The sequence below is a fragment of the Streptomyces sp. NPDC030838 genome (assembly GCF_055572035.1).
In genome coordinates this window covers 259699-281547 of sequence record NZ_JBVIED010000009.1, presented here as the reverse complement: position 1 = coordinate 281547, position 21849 = coordinate 259699, and the positions used below count along the sequence as shown (strand labels likewise).

12 protein-coding genes and 2 pseudogenes are annotated in these 21849 nt (G+C 69.6%); 10 read left to right on the top strand and 4 right to left on the bottom strand.

Features of this window, described 5'->3' with window-relative positions:
• Nucleotides 1-64: 64 nt before the first annotated feature.
• Nucleotides 65-3532 carry a S8 family serine peptidase gene (locus ACZ42A_RS23925; RefSeq protein ID WP_468529277.1) on the bottom strand — a complete coding sequence of 1156 codons (3468 nt, stop codon included), beginning with the start codon at nucleotides 3530-3532 and terminating at the stop codon, nucleotides 65-67.
• Entirely contained in the window at nucleotides 3532-5592 is a 2061-nt protein-coding gene (locus tag ACZ42A_RS23920) for a M14 family metallopeptidase (RefSeq protein WP_468529276.1), read from the bottom strand. Before ACZ42A_RS23920 ends, ACZ42A_RS23925 begins: the two co-directional genes overlap by 1 nt.
• Nucleotides 5593-6124: 532 nt before the next feature.
• Between ACZ42A_RS23920 and ACZ42A_RS23915 the strand changes: the two genes are divergently transcribed.
• Entirely contained in the window at nucleotides 6125-6988 is an 864-nt protein-coding gene (locus ACZ42A_RS23915; RefSeq protein WP_468529275.1) for a hypothetical protein, read from the top strand.
• A gap of 188 nt (nucleotides 6989-7176) precedes the next feature.
• Nucleotides 7177-7599, top strand: coding sequence for a hypothetical protein (locus ACZ42A_RS23910; RefSeq protein WP_468529274.1), 423 nt, complete (start codon nucleotides 7177-7179; stop codon nucleotides 7597-7599).
• A 15-nt stretch (nucleotides 7600-7614) separates the two neighbouring features.
• Here ACZ42A_RS23910 and ACZ42A_RS23905 read toward each other — a convergent pair.
• Nucleotides 7615-8410 (bottom strand): annotated as a pseudogene (locus tag ACZ42A_RS23905) (IS5 family transposase).
• A gap of 114 nt (nucleotides 8411-8524) precedes the next feature.
• On the opposite strand from ACZ42A_RS23905, the pseudogene ACZ42A_RS23900 reads away from it, so the two are divergent.
• The 5 genes and pseudogenes from ACZ42A_RS23900 to ACZ42A_RS23880 form a co-directional block, all read left to right on the top strand.
• Nucleotides 8525-9131: pseudogene (locus ACZ42A_RS23900) on the top strand (ATP-binding cassette domain-containing protein); the annotation flags it as partial.
• A 145-nt stretch (nucleotides 9132-9276) separates the two neighbouring features.
• On the top strand, nucleotides 9277-9999 hold the full coding sequence (locus ACZ42A_RS23895) for a hypothetical protein (RefSeq protein WP_468529273.1): 723 nt from the start codon (nucleotides 9277-9279) through the stop codon (nucleotides 9997-9999).
• A gap of 302 nt (nucleotides 10000-10301) precedes the next feature.
• Nucleotides 10302-11348: a hypothetical protein gene (locus ACZ42A_RS23890; protein WP_468529272.1), complete on the top strand. Its 1047-nt coding sequence runs from the start codon at nucleotides 10302-10304 to the stop codon at nucleotides 11346-11348.
• A gap of 108 nt (nucleotides 11349-11456) precedes the next feature.
• Nucleotides 11457-14195, top strand: coding sequence for a hypothetical protein (locus ACZ42A_RS23885; RefSeq protein WP_468529271.1), 2739 nt, complete (start codon nucleotides 11457-11459; stop codon nucleotides 14193-14195).
• The gene (locus ACZ42A_RS23880) at nucleotides 14192-17722 is read left to right on the top strand and encodes a hypothetical protein (RefSeq protein ID WP_468529270.1); all 3531 of its coding nucleotides are present in this window, start codon (nucleotides 14192-14194) and stop codon (nucleotides 17720-17722) included. The genes ACZ42A_RS23885 and ACZ42A_RS23880 overlap by 4 nt, the downstream gene beginning before the upstream one ends.
• A gap of 45 nt (nucleotides 17723-17767) precedes the next feature.
• On the opposite strand, the gene ACZ42A_RS23875 is transcribed toward ACZ42A_RS23880, so the two are convergent.
• Complete coding sequence (locus ACZ42A_RS23875) at nucleotides 17768-18979, bottom strand: hypothetical protein (protein ID WP_468529269.1); 1212 nt, start codon at nucleotides 18977-18979, stop codon at nucleotides 17768-17770.
• 1183 nt (nucleotides 18980-20162) lie between these two features.
• Between ACZ42A_RS23875 and ACZ42A_RS23870 the strand changes: the two genes are divergently transcribed.
• From ACZ42A_RS23870 to ACZ42A_RS23860, 3 genes are read left to right on the top strand one after another with little or no spacing between them, the layout of a single operon-like run.
• Nucleotides 20163-20783 carry a DUF2589 domain-containing protein gene (locus ACZ42A_RS23870; protein WP_468529268.1) on the top strand — a complete coding sequence of 207 codons (621 nt, stop codon included), beginning with the start codon at nucleotides 20163-20165 and terminating at the stop codon, nucleotides 20781-20783.
• Nucleotides 20780-21115, top strand: a complete 336-nt coding sequence (locus ACZ42A_RS23865) for a hypothetical protein (protein WP_468529267.1) — start codon at nucleotides 20780-20782, stop codon at nucleotides 21113-21115. Before ACZ42A_RS23870 ends, ACZ42A_RS23865 begins: the two co-directional genes overlap by 4 nt.
• Entirely contained in the window at nucleotides 21115-21846 is a 732-nt protein-coding gene (locus ACZ42A_RS23860; RefSeq protein ID WP_468529266.1) for a hypothetical protein, read from the top strand. Before ACZ42A_RS23865 ends, ACZ42A_RS23860 begins: the two co-directional genes overlap by 1 nt.
• Nucleotides 21847-21849: the final 3 nt, after the last annotated feature.

Here is a 21849-nt window from a genome sequence, read left to right as displayed (position 1 = left end):
CGGGCCGGAGCCCCGCAGGGGTTCCGGCCCGCCCTGTCTTCCCAGGAGGGTGCCGCGTCAGGCGTCAGCGGAAGCGGACCCGCACGCTGTCGCGTGCCGTCTCGGTGCCGCGTTCCACCAGACGTACGACGATGGTGCGGTGGCCGACGCCGTAGGAGGACGTGGTCAGCCGCAACGACCAGTGGGCAAGACCCTCGGCGGGACGCCAGGCGGCCGGGTCCAGGGGAGCGTTGCGGCTGACGACCTGCCACTCGACGCGGGCGTCCGCGACGACCCGGAAGCTCGTCCGTGTGGCCTGTGACGGGGTGCCGTCCCGCATCGCGCGGGCGTACAGCACGTGGTCGCCCACGGCGAGACGCCCGGCATCGACACGCCAGGTGCCGGTGGCCTCGTCAAGCTCCGCGGAGAGGGGGGAGGCGAAGTCGGTGTCGTCCACGGACACCTGCACCCGGCGGGTTTCCGGACGGCCGCCGATCCCCTCGGGGTCGGTGCCGGCGTCGGGGAAGGTGAACCGGCCGCCGGCCACGATCGTCTCCCCCTCGCGAACTTCGCCGCCGTCCGAGGGTGCCTCGATCGTGGCACCGGAGTCGACGCCGGAGGGCGGCAGCGCTGCCGGATCGACCGTGAGCCTCGTGGCGTGGTCGCCCTCATATCCCACCGCGAGCAACGCGGTGGTATCGGAGAGCAGTTGGAGGGTCAGCTGCTCCCCGGTGAAGGCGTGCCGGGCGGTCTCGAACTCGAGGGTGATTTTCGTCCAGATGCCGGTGACCGGCTGGGTCGTGGCCTTGCCGCGGCCGATCTCCCGGTCGGTGGCGAGCAGGACGACGGACGGGCCCACCAGGGCCGCCGGGGCCCGGGTCCGCACATACAGCTCGGCCCGCACCCGCGATCCCGCGGCCAGCGGTCCGTCCAGGGTGTCGGTCGACGGGTGAGCGGCCGTCGGCAAATACGGCGCCACGGAGGACAGGGTGTCGCCGACAGCGCAGCCGTCCGCGTCGCCCGCCCGGTCCGTGCGGTCCATGGTCCGCTCGCCCGCACAGTCGGGCCCCTGGTGCAGGTAGTAGCTGAACGACCTTTCCGAGGACGGAGCTTGGTGCTCACCCGCCTGCTGGGCGGCGAGGGTCCTGCGCAGGACGCCCAGCGTGCCGTCGAGCGTCGCCACGTCGTCGAGGCCCGCCGAGACGCCGCTCGGCAGCGGGGCGGGGTCCTCGGTTCCGTCCCCGTCCCGGTCGTAACCGCCCCAGATGCTGTCCCGTATGGCCCGGTCGGCGGCGAAGAAGTCGTCTTCGACGGGGCGTTCGGGCAGCAGGGCCCGGCCGAGCAGGACGTCCGTGGCACGGCGCGCGGTCTCGGGGGTGGCGGCGCCGTACCCCTCGAAGAGGACGTTGCCGGCCGTGTGCGGTGAGGCGAGCGGCCAGCCCGCGGACGGCAGGCTGTCCTCGCCGAGCGGGAAGGCGTTCTTCAGGACGGCCTCGCGCAGCTCACCCCGGGTGAGCCTGCCGTCCTTCAGGTACACGCTCTCGTCTAGCGCGGCGCCCTCGGCGACGACCTGGCCGCTCTTCTGCCCGGCCCGTCCGTCACCGATCGCCTCGCGCACCCGCTGCAGCGTCGTACCGAAAACACCGGCCGTGTACGGCGTCGCGGCCGAGGTGCCGCTGAACTGGTCCTGGCACAGCACACCGGTGTGGCAGGCCGAGGGCAGGCTTCCGATGCCCCAGGACGACAGGTGCACGGGGATGCCGTCGCCGACGACGGCCCTCTGGTCGTCGCGGCGCAGCGCGCCCACGGTGATGTTCCAGTCGGGTCCGGTCTGGTCCGAGTGCCAGGTGCTGACGGGCACGTCGAAGGCGTTGCCGACGCCGTTGCCCGCGGCGAAGAGGACGGTCTGGCCGCGCTCGACGGCCTCCTTGGTGACTTCCTCGCCGCTGAGCACGGGGCCGACGGGGGCGCCTCCCACGTACCCGAAGGAGTGCGAGGTGATGTCGGCCCAGGGGTACCTGGTGGCCACGGTCTCGTCGAGTCCCTCGACCATCACCAGCAGGCAGGTGGGGCAGTAGCCGTAGCGGTTGCCGGCCGAGACGGAGGCGGAGCCGGTGCCGTGGCCGTGGTCGTCGAGGACCGGATGCGCGCCGTCGACGCTCGACGAGTACGCCCCGATGATCTTCGTGCCGGGGATCCAGTGGAGTTGCCCGCCCTTGACCCGCTCGCCGGTCCACAGGTCCTTGTCCTCCTCGGGCAGATAACCCTTGCCGAGGGTGACGGGGATCGCGGGGGCGGAGGCCGGGTAGCCAGGGATGTATTCGGAGGGGTGCCGGGTGAAGTTCTTCGTCAGCGCCAGTACGTCCGGGTCGGGGTAGGTGCGGGCGGAGAACTCCAGGTGGTACGGGTTGATGCCGGTGTCGGCGATGCCGATGACGGTGACCGGCGGAGCCGCGTCCAGCCGGTCGGCAGCGCCGACGAGCACGGAGGTGGTCTCGCGCCGTTCCAGGCCCCGGGCGTCGGTCGCCTTGAGGGTGACGAGGTGCCGGCCGTCGGGCAGTTCCGGGGTGACGGTGGTGCCCGTACCGTCGTCGAAGCGGCCGTCACCGTCCAGGTCCCAGGCCGCCTCCACGGGGTCCGCGCCGCCGGTGGCCGTGCCGCTGAGCCGTTGCTCGGCGCCCGTCTCGAACTTGTACGGGCCCCCGGCCCTCACCTCGGGCCGCGGGTCGGCGGTGACCTTGCGGGCGACGACCCGCGCGGTCACGTCGGCCGCGACAGTGGCCCATTTGACGGCTACGACCTTCCAACTGCCCTCGACCGGCTCGGCCACGGACGTCTTCTCCGGATGCCCGGCCGATTCCGACTGCGCCACCACCTTCCCTGACGGGTCGGTGACGCGCAGGTCGTAGTCCTGCTCCGGCGTCGTCCAGGACAGGGTGACGTCCAGGGAGCGTACGCCGGACGGCACCTCGAAGGGGAATTCGACGCTCTGGTCGGCGGGGAAGACGCCGGGCGTCGGATCGTTCCTCGTCTCGTCGAGCAGTCCGCTGCTCGTCTCCTCGCCCACGACAGCCTTGACGGTGTCACTGGTGACGGAGCCCGCGGCATCGGTGACGGTGAGCCGGATGTCGTACGTGCCCGGGGCCAGCCCTGTCGTGTCGAAGGCGGGGCTCGCCGAGTCCGCCCCGGTGAGCGTGCCGTGCTCGGCGGTCCAGGCCCAGGTGTAGGGAGCGGTACCGCCGAAGGCGCTGCCCAGGAGCAGCGCCTTGTCACCTGCGACGACGAAGGGGCTGTCTCCCGCGTCGGCGTGCAGCGGCGTGGGATCGGCGGGCGGTTGCGGGGCACCGATACGGGCGGTGCCTGCCACGTCCACCATGCCGCTCACCGGCTGCCTGACCGTGCCGTCGCCGGTGACCGGCTGGCCGCCGACGGAGGAAACCGTGACGTCCGGGCCCTCCGCCGCACTGGCGGCCGTGAGAGGCGGCAGCGAGAGGGACAGGGCGAGTGAGGTGACGGCGGCCAGGCGCCGCAAGCGTATGCGGCCGCGTCTCATCAGCTCCGGCTCCACTTCTGCGCGCAGGTCTTCAGGTCGGCCTTGACGCGCTGGCCGCGGTCGACGACGACGGGCACGCGTTGCAGGACCTGCCCGTCCTTCTCACAGGTGAGTGTCCAGTTCTCGACGAGTCCGCTGACGTCCTCGGTGGTGACGTCGTAGAGGGAGGCGGTGAGCTCCCAGCTCGGCGCGGCGGAAGCCCAGTTCTCCACACGCAGCACGTAGTCGCCCTGCGCGGGCGAGTCGAGCAGCACGCGCTCCTTCTCACCGACGGAACCGGTGGACCTCCCGACCTCGGTCAGGCTGCCGTCCGCGTTCCTGCGCAGCACGTACAGGTCGAGATCGTCCGGCGTGGGCCAGTCGAGCCTCACCTCCAGGAGATCGGCGGCCCGGTCGACGGTGAACTCCCGCTCTGTGGGCTGCGCGGGCAACGTCGTGCCGGTGGAGGTCTCCCGCTTCAGCGGCTCGGAGCCGATCACCCGGATCTGACGCGCCTTGACGACGGGCCGGGTGGAGGGATTGACGTGCCAGGTGAAGCCACCGTCCGCCCCGACGGTCATCGTCGTATCCAGGGTGTCCGCGACGACGCCGGCCCAGGTGGGCGTGGCGAAGGTCTTCTTCAGCCGCAGCGTTGCTCCGGCGGGCGCCTTGCCGATGATGACCGAGTGCGCCCCCGGGTCGACGGCGTTCTCCAGCGCGAGCAGGAACGCCTCGCGGTTGCCCTTGCCCGCGTACGCGCCCGCGCCGAGGTATTCGTCGACGACCTCCGGGAACGGCGGGTGGAACTCATCGGGCCCGATCTCGAAGGTGTAGCCGTAGCCGCCGGTCGCGTTGTACGACCAGTCCTCGGTCGTTCCGGTCGTGTCGTACAGCTGCCAGCTGTGCTGGCTGGCGTAGCCGTTCTGCGCGGCCATCCGGTCACCGAGTTCCTTCATCGCGGCCTCGTCCGGCGGGTCGCCGAGGGGCAGCCCGTCGGGACCGGTGGTGTCGGGCGCGACGCCGTTCGGCCGCAGCACCAGATTCGAGAAGGTGTGATTGGTGATGAGCCCGGTGACCTGCCGCCCGCTGATCAGCTCGCGGACGTTCCGCGTCTCCGGCTCGGAGAAGGGCGCTGCTCCGCGGTAGGTGGCCTGCACCGGCTCGGCCGCCGCGCCCGGACCGCCCCAGAAGCCGCCGTAGTTGCGGTTGAGGTCGACGCCCGCGCCGAAGCCGCCGGGGCTGCTCGCCAGGGCACACTCTTTCGCGAGCGGGGCCAGGCCGTCGGCCATGCGGCAGTTCTTGCGCTTGTACGCGTTCCCGGGTGTGGCCAGGATGGACCCGGTGCCGCCCTCGTCGAGACTGCGCAAGTCGACCAACTGCCCGTCGTGGAACGACTTCTCGAAGCCGTCGACGTTGACCACCGGCACGACGAGCACCCGTGCCTTCTTCAGCAGAGAGGTGATGCGCTCGTCTCTGCCGTAGCCGCGTACCAGGTCGAAGGCGAACTCCATGGCGTGCTCGCCGGAGGGCCATTCACGGGCGTGGTGCAGCCCCATCATCAGGAAGACGGGCCGGCCGTCCTCGGGGGCGTCCACGGTATGCGCGATCTCCACCGCGTACACGGGCTTGCCCTCGAGGCTCTTGTGCGGAAGCGTGAACTTCCTGACGAGCCCGGCGTGTTCCTCGGCGAGGCGGTCCATGTCGGCGTTGTAGTCGGCGAGCCCGCGGTAGCCGTCCCGCCCGGAGGGCAGTGGGGAGGTCGCGGTGGTGGCGGCGTAGGCCCGGTTCGCCGCGTTGACGTCGGACTCGCGTCGCACGAGGTCCGGTATTCGAACGTCCCACTCGAAACCTGCACCCGCCAGCGCGAGGGCGTCGTCCGCACGGTGCAGGACGACCTCGACATAGTCGTGTCCAGCGTGCTCGGTCAGGTCGAGACCGAGCGCGACGAGGCGGTCCTTGTCGGCGCGCGTGGGAGTGCTCACTGTCGCCAGCTGCGGGCGGAAGCCCTCCGCCGCCGCCGCGGCCGGTGCGGGCGCGGTGGGCGCCGCCCCACCACCGACCACGGCAGCGGTCACCACCACGGCGCAGGAGATCAGTCTGTTTCTGCGAGATCGATGGGATGCGCCAACCACATGAACTCCTACTCGCCAGGAGACACGCCGGGTGTCCCGGACGCGCCTGGTGGGCGGCCGGTTCACCGGGCGTGGCCCGATCATGTGGGGGTGGCGGACAGAACCTACCCCTCCGGATACAGCCCGTACACAGGTTCGCGTGAACAGAAAGCCGGGATCTCGGCGCGCCGAGCGCGGCGGTCGCGACTGCACCCGGCTGACGGTTGACGGTCCGACCACGTTGCGGGTCGACTAGGGCCTGTCCGATGGGTCAGGCCCTAGTTGCGGGTGCCGGTCGGCGGGTGTCTCCTGAAGTTGCGAGAGGCTGTCCACACGGCTCCTGTGCAGTGCCGCGAGAACATACAGGACAGGTGGGGGCTCCAGTTACTGTGCGTATCCGATCAGTGACCGACTCAAAGTCGATCACGGTGATGAATGACAACGGAAGTCCAGGGCAGACGGATTTCCAGATCGAGCTCACCGAACAGGTGAGATGATGGCCATGAACATCACGGTGACACAGACCAACCCACTCTCCCTGACAATCCCGCACGTCGTGAACAATCCCGTGATCAAACCGGCGATGCAGGGTGATTTCCTCGAAGAGATACAACTGACCGCGACAATTCATGAATTCCTGTTCAAGGTCACCAAGGACAACCACGTGTTCTGGGTGGGTGTCGCGGTACCGTTCGGCACCACCGACTTCTCCCGGATCCAGGTCTTCTTCCACCCGACAGTCGTCCAGGGGCCACCGCCGGATCCCCCCGTCGTCCATGCCAAGGATGCTGACTACCCCACCTTCACCGGCGGCTGGGCCGGCAGCCTGCAGCGGTACATCGCGCTCCAGGGCGGCCAGTTGGCGTCCGTCCGGCGCGTTCCGCTGCTGGTCCCGTTCACGACCATGGCCGCACTTGGCGCCGACCGTGCGCAGAACATGTTCGCCATCGACCCAGTCGCGACCCTCAGCAATATCACGAAGGCTATTCAGGACTCGTTCGTCCCGTTCCTCCCGCCGCCGAACCTTACGGACGTCGGCGTCACCTCGTTCAGCTCCGGCATCAAGGCCATGCGGAAGTTCATCGACGCGATGAAACCCTCGGGGCTCATACGCGAAGTCATCGACTTCGACAGCCCCTTCATCCTCACCGAACCCGCGGAGCTGACCCCCTCCCCCGGCGCGGTGTCCAGCTGTTACACCCAGCGGTTCCGGCAAAACCCGCCAGCAGGCTACCGGTTCCTGCCGGCCAACAGCTTCTCGCAAGTGCCGAGCTTCCCCAAACCCAATGCAGGCGAGCACGCGCACGCCTGTATCGGCTTCATGATGTACCACACCGCCATGATCACCAGCAGCATCACCGCGTAGTCGGATACCCCGATACCCCACTAGGGCGTGTCCGAGGGGGCAACCACTTTGCATAGCTATTGATCCGGGACGCCGTGGAGAACCGGGCCACGTCCGAATTCACCATCCCCCGTCCACGGGACACAGCTGCTGAGGTTCTCCCCCCACCCCTATGGGCCGTCCGAGCCGCTTATGCCTCGGCGCTCTCCATGACCGTCGGGTTCATCCGGCTCCACGCGATCTGGGTGCTGGGTATTCCCCTCTGGGCGGACAAGCAAAAGTTCCGGGAGTGGTACGCGGTTGGCGGCGGGCCATGCCTTTTCGTACTCAGCGGCCTGGCCCTGCTGGCGGGCAGCCTGGCGTTGAGCTTGGTCCGGCCGTGGGGTCTGGAGTTCCCGAGCTGGGCCGGGCGCAGAGTTCCGCGCCGGACGCTGACCGCCACAGCCTTCGCGGTCTCGGCCTTCCTCCTCCTGTGCACCGTCTGGGCCGCTGCGCAGACGATCAACGACTTCAACGACGACGGCGTTTTCATCCCCTGGATCGTCGTCTACGGAATCCCGCAGTTCGTGTGGGGCAACGGCCCATCCATCGCCGCACACTCCTACCGCCACTGCACATCACCTGGGCACTAAGTTCTGCCCGGGGAGTCATGAGCGTAGCCAGAGGCGAAGGGCTGCGACGGTCACCGTGATCGTGCGCTCGACTTCGTTGCGACGCTTGTAGATCGCCCTTCGAAGTCTGTGGGTCGGCCGCCCGCGCTGCCACGGCGTCGGCGGTTGGCCCGCTGGTCCTTGCGCTCGGGAATGGTGTGCCTGATCTGCCGACGCCGCAGGTACCTACGATTCTGGCGGGACGAGTACGGCCGGACGCGGGACACGGATGCGTTCGAGGACCGGGATCAGTTGTGGAGCGTCACCCCACTGGCCTGGTGTGATGACGAACGCGAGCGGACGACGGCCGCCTTCACCTGCCAGATGGATCTTGCAGGTCAGCCCACCACGGGAGCGGCCCAGAGCCTCATCCGAACGATGCTGAACAGGCTGGCCGCGTCTCCCCGGGATACGCGGCTCACAGGCACGGGCACCGGCGGCGTGCTGATGGGCGCGGCAGGAAGTCGAGTCCACGCTGACCATGCTCCAGTCGATCCGCCCTTCAGCGTCGGCATCGGCCTGGACAGCCCGCAGGATCCTCTCCCATGCGCCGTCCGCTGACCACCTGCGATGCCTGTCATGCACGGTCTTCCAATTCCCGAATCGTGCTGGCAAATCGCGCGACGGGACCCCGGTTCGCTGCCGGAAGAGAATGCCGTTAATCACCCCGATGGTTCTTCCAACGCCCGCCGCGTCCCACGTTCTTCGGCAAGTGCCGCTCTAGCCGAGCCCGCTCCCGCTCCCGCTCCCGCTCCCGCTCCCGCTCCCGCTCCGACAGATCACCCCGCTCCACACCGGCTGAAACGACCTGCTCACCGGTTTGGTCACCCGACCCATCGGACACTGCTCGGTCAACTTGGCCAGCCGGACCTCGAGTTGCTTCCCCTCCCCCGGAACGAGCCGCACCCAACTCGATTTCCGTGGACGGCGCTTCCAAGGCGGCACCTTCACCCGGTACGAGGAGGCGGTGCGGGCCGAACAGGAAGCCACCGAGAGGAATGTCCGCAACGCGGAGCAGGAACCGAAGCGGGAGAGGCTGGGGACGCAGCAGGCCCGCGAGCGCGCCGAACGCCGGCAGAGCAACGCCCCCGCCATCTGAAGAACGCGGGTCTGCCCCGGATCTTCGCCGGCTACACGAAGAATCACCCTGAACCTGCCGGACATCCATGCGCCCGCCGGACGCAACCTGTCCCAGGGCGAGCAACTCCGCGTCCGCCTCGGGGACAAGGACGTCTTCGCCGACCAAGGCGTCGACCTGACGATCCGGGGCCCGGAGCGCATCGCTCCGACCGATCCCAACGGTGCCGGCAGCACTCTGCTGCGCCTGCTGGGCGGCGACCTGACACCACACGGCGGCGAGATCAAGCGGGCTGACGTCCGTTCGCCTACCTCTCGCAGCGCCTCGACCTGCTGGACCCGGGCCGTACGGTCGCCGAGAACTTCGCCAGCCACGCCCCGCAGCGGCCGGAGCCGAGCGGATGAACCTGCTCGTCCGCTTCCTCTTCCGGCCGGCCGGACGCTGAACGCTGAACGCCGAGTGAATGGCGATCTCTCGGGCAGCGTGCAAGCCTTGTACAAGGGACCGGGAAGTCCGCCGGAACCCGGAAGTCCGCGGGAAACCGGAACCGCGGGACGGACTCCCCATGGGAGGTCAGAGCCATGGCGGCCGTCGAACCCAAGGTTGTCCACGGGATGCTGGTGCTGGGGGAGGAAACCCCGTATCTGTCGCACCTGCCCATGTTCATGTTCCCTCATGACGTTCAGGCCCTGCTCGAAGTCACCTTCGACAACGAGGCACATGACGCGCACCAGGTCTACGTCGAGGATCGCCGGACGACCGGGACGGACGTCTACACGCTGAGCCCGGAACGGTTCCGCCTCTCGGATCTCGCCGGTGCCGGGGGACAGCCCGGGCTCACCTCGTTCACCGGGACCCTGTTCCGCGGCCACTTCGAGCGCGGCGGCACCGAGATCGTCAACCCGATCACGGTGACGGTCCGACGCCTCGTCCATTTCCGGCGCTTCGATCACCACGCCGAGCGCCCTCCGGCGCTCACCTACGTGGCCTTCGGCAAGGGCAGTGAGCTGTTCCTCGCGCACCTGATCAACCTGCCCCCGGACTTCGACCAGGCCATCGCGGTCCGGCAGTTCCGCACCGTGTCGGGCGTTCCACTCACCGACGATCTGCTGGGCAAGGCCCCACAGCTCAAGATAGTCGGGAGGTCCGACCGCGCGGAAGACAGACTGCGGGAGGGCGAGCAGGTGGCTGCGAGCTTTCTGGATGGCGGATCAGGCGGCGTCGACCTGCGGTTCTCGATGGGGCGGGAGTTCTACGAGGAGGAGGGGGAGCTGGCCGCAGGCCACGCCGTCCATGACCACTGATCGTTTCCGGGAGGGGGCACGGCCGCCGGCCGGTGAGTTGCGGCATACCGGCCACGATGCGACTCTGGAATGTGTAGACGGTGACGGCGACCCCAAAGGGCACGCCCATTCGAAGGGCCCGTACCTGGAAGGCCCCCCCCGCAGAGCGTACGCACATCTCTCGTCTCTCGCCCTCTTCCGGCACGGCGTTCGAAGGGGCGGCACACGCACAGTCGGCTGCCGGTGCCCCTGGGAGATGACCCATCATGGCGACCGAATTCTTCACCGAGGTCGTTGACGACTCCAACACCGCTCATGGGCAGGTGTCCCTGGTCGTCGATACGAGTGACACGCCCTGGCTCGCATACACCACGCCGTCCGGCGACGTCATGCTGGCCAGGAGGGGCGAGACGGAGTGGCAGCACGAGCGGCTGCCCACGGAACCGGCGGCGCTCGACGCCTACCGGATCGGTCTCGGGATCGACAGCGCGCTCAACCCGCATGTCGCCTACCAGAGCAGGGCCACCGATCACCTGATCTACGGGGTGAAGGGGGCCCAGTGGAGTTTCGAGGAGGTTCCCACCTCCGCCGGGCTCTTCCCCGACCGAATCCGGTTTGCCTCCATGACGGTCAATCTGGGTGTCTTCAGCGAGCCCCCGTTCAAGAACAGGCCGCACTTCGCCTACCAGTCCGGCCTCTCGCTCTGGCACGCGACCAAGGCACCACCGAAGACGGATCCGAGCAAGCCTCCGACGTGGAGGAAGAACGTCCATATGGTCGATTCGACGAATACGGCGGAGAAGGGGTGGTTCCCGGCGCTGACCTTCGATCGCCGTGACGAGACATTGCGGATCGCCTACTGCGACGACCTCACGCCGGCAGGGCAGCCCGACAGGAGACTGCGTGTGGCGACGATGATTCCGGGAACCGACTTCCCCGGTCAGCCGGACAGTTGGAGCGTTCAGGTCCTGCACGGCGGGCAGGTCTCCGCGGAGTGTCCGGCGATGGAGCACTCCATCACCGGGGAGAGCGTCGTCTCGTACTTCGAGAGCCGCGGGCGCACCCTCAACGTCTGTATCTTCGGCAACTTTCCCGAGTCGCCGGCTATCGAGGTGGTCACCGCCGACGTGGACGGCGACAGCCGGCACTCGGCCTGCGGCGTGGGACCGCCGGCGCAGATCTGTGTCGTTCATGGCTCCGGCGGCCGGCTGAGGTTCGCGAGGCGTACCGGCATCGGAACCTTCGACATCGAGGACGTGGAGGCCGGCGGCGCTTGGAGCGACCTGCGGTTCGACAGTGTGGGAACCGCCCATGTCGCGCACATCGCGGCGGGAACGCTGCGGTACGGCGTGGCGGACACGAGCAGCTGACGGCATGACATGCCTGACACCTGACGACATGGTTCCAGCGCGGGCACGCGGAGGGGCCGCCAGGGTGGACCGGTGCCGGGCGGTCCGCCTTGAAGCGGGTGATGACCTGTGGCAGCGCAGACCTTTCTGATCGTGCGGAGCGACGACTTCGTGGTCCTCGCCGTACGGTGGTCGGGGTTCGAGATCCGTGGTCAGGGGCCCTCCGCGCTTCCGCTGCTGGTGGCGTCGGACGACCGGGCGACCGTGACCGTGGGTCTTCCGCCGCAGGCGGTCCTGGAGCAGACGACGGTCTCCGGCTTCGACACGGCCGGTCTCGTGCACAGCGACTCGCGTCTGGCCGGCTCCGGGGAGCTGGAGTTCAGGGTTCCGGCGGGAACCGTGATCGAGTTGAGCGCGGCGGGGATCCTCGAGGCGCTCGCCGACCGCGCCCGTCTCGAGCCGACCTCGGGCATCGAGATGCCCTGGGGACTCACCGTCGTTCCGCTGGCCCGGACGCCGGGCGCCGAGGTGGTGGCCGAGCACACGGACCAGCCTGTCGTCGCCGCATCAGGCACGGTCGCTCTGTGGTCCATGATGCTGCGGGCGAGTGACGCGACACCGGGCGACGCCGGCCTGACGATCCGGCCCACACTCGTCACGGAGAAGAGCGGCATCCTCGCCGGTGGCCTCTTCCAGCCGCCTCCGCTGGAGGTGTGGCGGCAGAGCATCGTGACGTCCAGCCAGACCTTCTCGCTGCCGCGGGCCACCCGTTTCGAACTGACCGCACTGGGCGGCTCGCTCTCGGCCGCCGCGAAGTGGCCGACCGACTCGTGGTCCCACGAGATGGTTCTCGGACGTGACCAGAAGGTGGATGTCGCCACGCAGGGAACCCTGTGGCCCTTCGGCTTCGGCGCGGTCTACCAGGACTACACCACGCGGCAGTTCCTTCCCGTGAACAATCCCCAGGCACTCGGCTGCGTCGCGGGACTCCTGAGGAGACGGACTCTGGTGATCAGCCAGCCGCTCCTCACCGGGACCCGCACGCCGACCTTCCCGTTCGACCAGGTGGAGATCCTCGGGCGGGAATTCCCCCTCAGCACTGCGGCGGAACCGCAGGACCCGCACATGTTCATTCCCGGAGGACCCCTGACCCCCGTGCAGTTCCCGGTCCGCTGCCGCTCCGGGAACACGGACATCGAGTTCGTCCTGCCGCTGATCTTCTTCAGCGGCCCCAATCCGGCTCCCTCCCCGGCCGTGCTGGCCCAGTGGCAGCCCCATGCCACGGCCCGCATACCGGGCACCAGCCTCGACATGGTCGGCGCGGGCACCAGGCCCGGAGACGTCCTGGAGGTGCACACGCTCACGTTCGGCGCCCGGAACGACGGCGCGGGCCCGCATCCGGACGTCGTGAAGTTCGATGCCGTACTGCCCGCCCTGCGGGCCCTGCTCCCCGGAACAACGCTGGATCAGCCGCAGACCTTGCGGTACGCGCCTCAACTGCGCGGTCTGTCTGGGCCGTTGACGGAGACCGAGCGTGCTGCCGCCGTCCCCGACGTCCCCTTCCACTTCGAGGCACCGTCCGGTGTCCCGGTCAGCTTCGCCAAGAACGCCGACCGCTCGGGAGGCCTGGTGGCGCCCCGGTTCAACGCCGACGGGGTCTCCCGCGAACTCGGGCCCGTGCCGACCGGCGTGCTGCCGGGCGCCCCGGATTTCGAGGCCGCGCTGAACAAGGCGTTCAACGGCGCCACCCTGTTCGGCTTCCCCCTCGCCTCCCTCATCGAAGCCGCGCTCCAGCCGAAACCGCCCAGCATCGTTCAGACGCGGGTGAACGACGTGCTGGTCACGGAGATGAGGTGGGAGCGGGTGCGGCTGAAGGCGCACAGCGCCTTCCGGGCCAGGGAGACCGGGCCGCCGCCCGAACTGGACCTGTTCGCCGGCTACGCGCCGGCCACCCCGGGCACCGGCACGCCCGGCGCACTGGAGCCCATGACCACCTGTGCCTTGAGGAACTTCGCCCTGGCCCTCCCGCCGCCGCCGCTGCCGCTGCTGCTGAAGCTGTCCTTCGACGCAGTGACGTTCACCCGCACCGCCGGCCGCACACCGGCCGTCGCCGTCGACGGACTGAAGATCAAGTTCGCGGGTCCGCTGAAGCTGCTGCAGGAGCTGCAGTCGCAACTGGAGAAGCTCATCGGGGTGCGCGGACCGACCAGCGGTGTGTCGACGACGGGCGTCACCGTCGGCTACGAGGTCGGCATTCCGAAGGCCGCGGCGGGCCTGTTCGTGCTGCAGAACGTGACCGGGCGGGTGCGGGTGACCGTTCCCTTCGTCGAGAAGCCGGTGACCGTGGCGCTCGGGTTCGCCAGCCGTGAGCACCCCTTCGCCCTCTCGGTCGCCGCCTTCGGCGGCGGCGGGTACGCCGACGTCGAGATCGCGGGTGACAACGAACCGAGACTGGAGATCTCCCTGCAGTTCGGCGCGATGCTGGCCGTCGACTTCGTGGTCGCCAAGGCCGAGGTGCACGCCCTGGGAGGGGTGCGCTTCCAGCGCCGGCCGGACGGTCATGTGGAGCTGGAGGCGTTCATCCGGATCGGCGGCAGCGTGGAGCTGCTCGGCCTGGTGACCGTCGCCGTCGAGCTGCGGGTCTCGCTCACCTACCTGGACGACCCGCCGAGGCTCTTCGGCCGTGCGACCGTCGTGATCGAACTGGACCTGACGCTGTACTCGGAGACGGTGACCGTCGACAGCGGAACCTTCGAACTCATCGGGGGCAGCGCTCCCGCCCGGGGCCTGCGGGGCCTCACGGTCGCCGAACGTGACGACGCGGGCTTCGAGGCGTGGCAACGATACCGGAAGGCGTTCGCGTCATGAGTGACATGCTGTGGATCCCGGTGCCGGGCGGCTTCGAGGACGGCGGCCGGCTGCTGCGCGTGCTTGTCGTGCCACGACTCGACGGCGGGACTCCGGCCGGACACGGGATGGCCCAGTGGCCGCCCGCTGCCCTCACCGTGGGCACCGTACGGGTCGAACTGTTCGCCCCGGGCTCGGCCCCGCCGGCGCCCCCCGCCAGGCAGCTCGACCTCGCACCCCGCCTGCACGCCCAACCCGGCGTCTGGCAACGCCTCGTGGCAGACCTGCCCGTGGAGAGCGCCGGCAGCCGGCCGCCCGGGCAGGCCGACGACCCGCTCACCGTGCACGCCACCTCCAAGGACGCGGACGAGGTGGCGCGCACCTTCCGCGATGCGTCCAGGGCCGAGGTCAGCTCCCAACTCGGCGCAAAATCACCGGACTTCGCCGACAAGGCGCGTGACGCACTCGAACGTGGCCACTGGCTCCGCCCGGACGAGCCGACCCCCGGCACCACCACTCCCGGCCCGCCGCCGGACCGGCCGGGCTTCGGCCGGACCCTGTCGCTGCTGCGTGAACACCCCGCGGTGCTGCGGGCATTGGGCCTGATCTTCGAGCTCCCGCTCGGTCCGGGCGGCGTCGGCGACCCGTCGGCGGGAACGGTGCGGGTGCTGTGGCCCGGCCGCCCCGCCGCACTGCCGGAGATCGTGTCCCCCCGCACGGCGTTCGGCGGCGACTTCCGTCCGGCCACCACTGACCGGGTGGACGGGGGCATGGTCACCCTCGACCAACGGGACCGGAGCGGGAGCCCGCGCTGGCAGGTCGCGACCGTGGACGTGGACGTGGCCGCCCAGCGCATGCGCGAAGCCGCCCGCGCGCTCGCCGCGCGCCCCGACGAGCCGCCCGCCCTGCCCGCCCTGCGCTCGGACGGGCTGCAACTGGTGCTGCGCGGCAGGGGCGAGGACATGACGGAACGGCGCGAGAGAGGAGCGCGCAACCGAGGCGCGGAGCCGGACGTGCTCACCGCTGACGACCTGGTCCTCGGCTACCGCGTCGACGTCCTGCCCGAACTCGGCGGGGACGAATGGTTCTCGCTGCACCGGCGCAGGGCCACCTACCGGGCCCACGAGCGACTCCCCGACGGTGCCCTGTCCGACGACTTCACCGTCATCGGCACGGACGGGGAAGCGGGTCCGCCCGAGGAGGGCCACCTCAAGGCCAACGCCGCGATCCACGACCGCAGCGGCCTGCACGCCGACGAGATCGTGGCCGGCTGGCGAGGCTGGAGCCTGGCCGTGCCCCGACCGTCGTTCGACGGTACGCCCCCGCCGTCACCGCCCCCGGCACCCGGCATGAACCTCAGCATGTCCTTCGAGGCGGAGGAGGGCACGCTGCCCCGGCTGCGCTTCGGACGCCACTACTCCCTGCGGGCACGGGTGGCGGACGTCGCGGGCGGCGGGCTCGCGCCCGACGACCCGGCGGCCGACCGGCACACGACGGCCCCCGAGTTCTACGGACGCTACGAGCCGTTGTGCGCCCCCGAGATCTCGTACCCCGAGGGGACGGACCCGGCCCGCCCCGCCCCCGGGGAGTCGGTCGAACACGTGGTCATGCGCAGCGACCCCCTGATGGGACTCGACGTCCAGGAATTCGCAGCGCAGACGAACCACGCCCTCAACGACGAGCGGATGCTGCGCCCACCCGGCAGCACCCTCGCCGTCGCCGAGCAGCACGGGATGCTCGACCTCGGCACGCCCGATGCGGACCGTGTGACCTGGGAATGGGTCGGCCGCGCACTCGCCGCCGGGGACCCGGAGACGCCCGAAGGCGCCCGGCTGCTGCCCGACCCGGCCGCGGGCGGGATCGTGGCGGCGCGTACCGACCCGGGCGCCCCCATGCCGACGAGGGCCTGGGACGAGGAGTGGCCCGACCTCGCGGCCAAGACGCTACGGCTGACGACCCCGTCCGCCGGACGCCCCGTAGTGGGCTGGGAGGGCGAGCGGCTGGTGGTCCGCCTCGCACCGGCGGAACGGATCACGCTCGACCTGTCGACGTTCCCCCGCGAGGACATCGTCGACGACTTCGCCCTGCACGTCGCCGACCCCCCGGAGAACTCGGTGAAGGCCCTCCGCCAGGGCCGCCACCCGATGGTCACGCCCGCCCGCACCCTCACCCTGGTGCACGCCGTCCAGCACCCGCTCAGGCCTCCGGACACCGCCCTGACCGTCGTCCGCGACCCGAACTCGACGGTCGCTGGCTTCGTGCCGCAGTCCGACGTGTACGACCCGAGGAGCACGGCCCAACTGGAGGTCACCGCGAGCTGGCCGGACCAGTTGGACGACGAGCCGCACCAGGTCACCGACGTGCCCGTCGACACCCTCGCCGTCGCCGAGGACGGACCGGCACGCCCGCCGACCCTGTTCCGGCAGGAGTTCGGCGACACCCGCCACCGCACGGTGACCTACACGCTCCGGGCCGTCAGCCGCTTCCGCGACTACTTCCGCGACTCCGGGAGCCCCGACGACTTCGTCGTGACGAGACAACTGCCACCGGTCGTCGTGCGCAGCACCGCCCGCCCCGCACCCCCGGTGGTCCTCTTCACCCGTCCCGCGTTCCAGTGGAAGCGGACCGGGGACCTCGACGCGGTCACCCATGTACTCGTCCACGAGCGTCTCGGCAACCGCGTACGGGTGGCCCTTGCGCGGCCGTGGCACAGCACGGGCGCCGGTGAACTGCTGGCCGTGGTCGTACGCCCGGACGAGGAGGCCACCACGGAGGCGCTCGCACCCTTCGTCACCCAGGCGGGTCTCGACCCCCTCTATCCCTCCAAGGGCATCCGCATGGGCGCGCCGTTCGCCCGCCACATCACCGGCGCCGCCGGACCGGAGCAGCGACTGCGGCTCGACGAGGCCGGCAGGGACGTGGTGGTCGTACCGCACCAGCCGGAGTACCACCCCGACAGTGAGTGCTGGCTGTGCGACGTGGCCTTCACCGGGGCGGACAACACGTCCTTCAACTGCTCCCTCGTACGGCTCGCCGTCGCCCGGTACCAGCCGGACAGCCTCGACGGCCTCTCGCTGTCCCCGGTGGTAGGCACCGATCTGGTGCCCCTCCTCCCCGATCGGACGCTGCGCGTGACGCGCAAGGCCGACCGCGAGTACGAGGTCAAGCTGACCGGAACCGTCTCACCCGCCCCCGCCGTCAACAGGGTGGACATGATCCTGGAGCGCTGCACCCAGCCGGGCGGCGTCCCCGCCGACAAGGTGGACCTCGTCGGATTCGAGACGGTGACCGGCGTACCGGCTTGGCAGCGCCAGGGCTTTCCGCGCTCGCCGGAACCCAAGCGTGTCGGTCTCTCGCCCATCCTCAAGGAGTGGAAGTCGGAGTACTTCCTACCGCCGGACGCCGGCCCGTTCCGGGTACGGGTCCGCGAGGTGGAGTTCCTCCCCAACAAGGAACCCCGTCCCGGGGCGTTCCTGAAGTCGGGGACACCGGGGGAGGTAACGGAACGGACCGTGTTCACGGACACGGTGCTGTTGCCGGGGCCGTGATGCCGTTGTTCGTCATCGGTCAGCTCGGTCAGCTGGCGTCACCGGTCAGCCGGCAAGGAACTCCCACCCGAATTCCTCCATGAACCCGTCGTGCATCATGTCGCCGAGCGACGGTACGCCCCAGCCCATCAGTTTCTTGGACTCAATGAGGCTCAGGCCGGTGCCGGCGATGGAATTCGCCCCGGCGACCGCGGCGGCATGCGCCGACGCCCAGGCCTCCAGGGTCCCGTTCGCCGCCGCTGCGGCGGTGGCGAAGGAGGAGGCGAGGGTGCCACGCGCCGGCAGACTGTCGCTGAGTGTGGCGATGGCCGGCGCGTTCGCACGGGTGAGGAAGGCGTCGTCGATCCCGCTGCGGATCACACGGGCGAGCACCAGGGCGGTGAGTGCCGCCTGTCTCGGCTTCAGGTTGATCAGTCCGGCGGCGGGTACGTCGGCGCGGAGCTTGCCACCGTCGCGGGGTGTGCCACCGGGCTCGGTGACCTCGTAGGTGGTGATGTCGACGGCCGGGTTGGCGGCCCTGACCGCGTTGAGCATGCGCCAGGTGTTGCGGGGCGACGCGGTGGGCGGTACGGAGACGCCGGGCGGATTGGGCGGCGGTGCCGTGCCGCTCGGCAGCGGCGGTTCGTCTCCCCAGTACAGGGCGTCGAAGAAGATGAGTCGCTTGATGCTGCCGAGGTTGATGAACGCATTGTTGACCGTGCCGTTGACGCCCCGATAACCGGTGCTGTACCCGGCGACGGTGTCGATGGTCACCGTGCCCGTGAAGGTGGGCAGGGCAGCGGTGAGCAGCTCTCGGACCATGCTGTTGGTGATGCCGACTCCCCAGGCCTGGTTGGAGGTGCTCGAGTCGGCCTCGACTCCCGGTACGTAGACGAGGAGACGGTCCGAGCGGCCCTCGAAATAGGTGCGCAGGCCGTGGCGGTTGTACTCGTCGAACGCGCCGAACAGGAGAGACGCCTTGAGGTTCGCACCGGGTGTCAGACCGTGCACCAGCGCGGCCGGCGGAACGAAGAGCAGGTACTCGTGTTGCTTCCCCCGGTTGGAGGCCAGCATGTGGCTTTCCGGCTGTGGCCGCGGTACGGCCACCGTGGTTGAAGGGTCGAGCGGATTGCGCAGGTTCTTGACCACCGTCAGCGGTTGTGTGAAGGGGCTGGTGAATCTGCTGAAGTGCACGCCGCGCGGATGGGAGACCAAGGTGATCGGTGCCCACTCGTCCTTGAAGAACGCGTCCACGCGGGTGTCTCGCGGTGACGGCATGGTCGGCTCCCTGGTACGACCTGATCAGCCAGGTGCTCCTCCACCCCTCGGGAGAGGCCGCTGAGGATGGGGAATCAAGAGGACTCTGCGCGCTTCCACCAATTCCAGTGTGGCGCGCAAGGCTTGTGAGGGGCAACCGGAGGCGCTCTGTGGCGCATTCGGGTCAAATGCCCGCTCTGGCAGGCGTCGTGGTCTGCTCACTCGGTTCGTTCGCCGTGCAGAGCCTGACCGAGCGCCGAAAGCGGCCGATCACGCATCTGGATGCCCCTCGGTGACCTGGGCCTGGGGCCGGGCGGCGCGGTGCTGCCCGAGGACCCGCAGAAGCGGCTACGCGAGTACCAGTGGGAGGCCGCCCGGGAGGAAGCGGAGCGGCGCCGGGAGAGCGAAGCCCGCTCCACGCCCGCCGGGTCCGCGAGTCCCGCGAACGTGCGGCGCGGGCGTACCAGGACGCACCACCGCCTGCGCCCCGGCTGCCGATGCCGGCGGGCGGCCGACACGTGCCGGCGCGCCGACCACGAGAGCGCGCTGACCGCCTTTGCCGCGCGGGAATCGGCCGAGCGGATCCGGGACGAACGCCGCCCCAGCGCCCACCGCCGGCTCGTGGTCGATAAGAGGCCGAGGCCGAGGCGGAAGCCGTCCACGACACCGTGCTGCGCAGTTCCCGCGGACACCAGACCGCCCAGGCCGCCGCCGACGCCAGCCGCCGCACCGCCGAGTACCTGCTGCGCCAGACGGTCAGCCAGTTACAGGCCGTTCGTGCCCGAGCGGCGGCCGGTCGGCCTGCCAGGCGGTGACGGTGAGCAGCTGGCGAGGCGTCAGTTCACGGCATTGACCTGGTCGTCGATTCCACTGGCGTGGGGGTCCGAGCGGGTGCCAACCGCCACGAGCCTGGCTGGCGGCGAGGACGCGCGGCGAGAGCCGGCCGCACGTACGCTCCGGGTCGTCTCTCAAGCATCACCGTCTGGGTAACGCCGAATACACCAGTGTTCAATCATTTGGGTGTGGGCGACCTGTCGGCCTTTCGTCAGGGCCGCCTGCGGGTGCGCCCGCCCGTGAGTGGCGGTATATTACAAGTACTTGATTCATTGAGATGGCCGAGATCCGCCGCCGTCCCGTGAGCGCTCTCGGTCTTTCGACGTATCGAATCCGAGCACCCCGCCGGATCCATCCATGGGAGCGGATCATGACGCGAGCGGTCGAGGAACTACGGCAGATTCCGTTCGACATCCTCATCGGATCGCCTCTCAAGGCAGCGATCGAAGCACAGGGTCTGGCCGCTAAGACCACTATCGACTTCATCGAAAAGGTCGGGTTCATCCCGCCGGATCCGGACGCGGATCCCTTCTTCGTCGACGAGACGAAGGACGCCACCGGCGGAACCGTCCGTAATGTGACATTCAAGTACACCAAGCGTGACCAGGACGGAGTGGACCGGGAGATCGAGGTCACCGTCCCCATCCTCTCCATCGTCCCCATCCCGTATCTGCGGATCGACGAGATGACGATCGACTTCACCGCCAAGCTGACGGACGCCGTCGAGAGCACGGTGAAAAGCGGATTCAAGCTCGATTCCGAAGTGAAGGGGACCTACAAGGCCTTCTGGTCTCCGATCCGTCTGGACTTCCGTACTGCCGTCTCGTACCAGAACTCGCGGGAGGCGGCATCCCGCTACGCCCGCGAGTACCAGATGAAGGTGAATGTGCGGGCGATACAGGACGATGTGCCGGCCGGGCTGGAGCGCATCCTCGACCTGCTGGAGCAGAGCATCCGAGAAGAGCCCGTACCCGTAGCGCCGCCGCCATGACGCGTCCAGTGACCGAGGACGTCTCACTCGCCGCCGTCGTGCTGGGGCTACTCGACGACATCTGCCTGCGCCTGCCACGAGATGTCGCCGAGAACGCGCAGGGAGCAGAGCTCCACCCCGTGTGGCTGAGGCTCTCCGTGCCGTACACATCGACTACCGGTCCCCTGCCCGACCCGGACGCGCCGCTGACAGTGCGTCAGGCTCGGACCTTTCTCGCCGCTCATGACCGGCCCGTCCGGCTCGACACGGCCTCGCTGCTCGCCGTGCCCACGGATGCCCGCAGCCGGCTCGACCTACAGATCGCCCTGACCGCAGACGAAAGGACCCGCTGATGGCCGACCTCACCGATGTGTTGGGGGCCATACTCCGGGACATCGCCCGGGCCAGGGTGGTCAGCGACCTGTTCTCCCGCGACATCAGCAAGGAGTACGCTGCCGATCCCGTCCTGGGGGCCTTTCCGGTACCTCGTGCGGACATACGGCAGGCGTCGGTGGGGCTCGCCTTCGCAGTCGCAGCCGTCACCCCCAAGGCGGCACGACGCGAGGACGTGGTCGAGTCCCTCCCCAGAACCCTCGGCGCCGCCTTCGTCGAGAGGCTCCTCGGTGACCTGGTCGAGCCCGCGGGCCTCGACGGGGATGCCGTTCAGGCCGCTCTCGTGGAGGCGGTGGGTGCGGCTGTCAGTGGCGATCCGGAGGCTTTGGAGCAAGCACTGGGTGGGAACCCTGGACCTCTGACACAGCGCTTGACCAAGGCGGCGGCAGAGGTCCTGCTCGCGGATGAGGATGTGCGCCAGGCGCTGACCAGAGAGCGGTCACTCACCGAGGTGCGGGAGAAGATCGCTGCTGCCGCCACCGAATGCGCCGCCGGGCTCGGTACGGCTGCCGCGACGGTCTCGGCACGCGGGACCGCAGGCGCCGTCGACGTGTCCGTCACCCTGCGTGAACTGCTGGACGCGCCCGAGACGGTGCTCTCCCGGATCGAGCTCATCACGGAGATCCGCAACTACACATGGGTCGACGTCGGCGACGGGGAGCGGTCCGACCGCCGATTGCAGCCGGAGTGACCA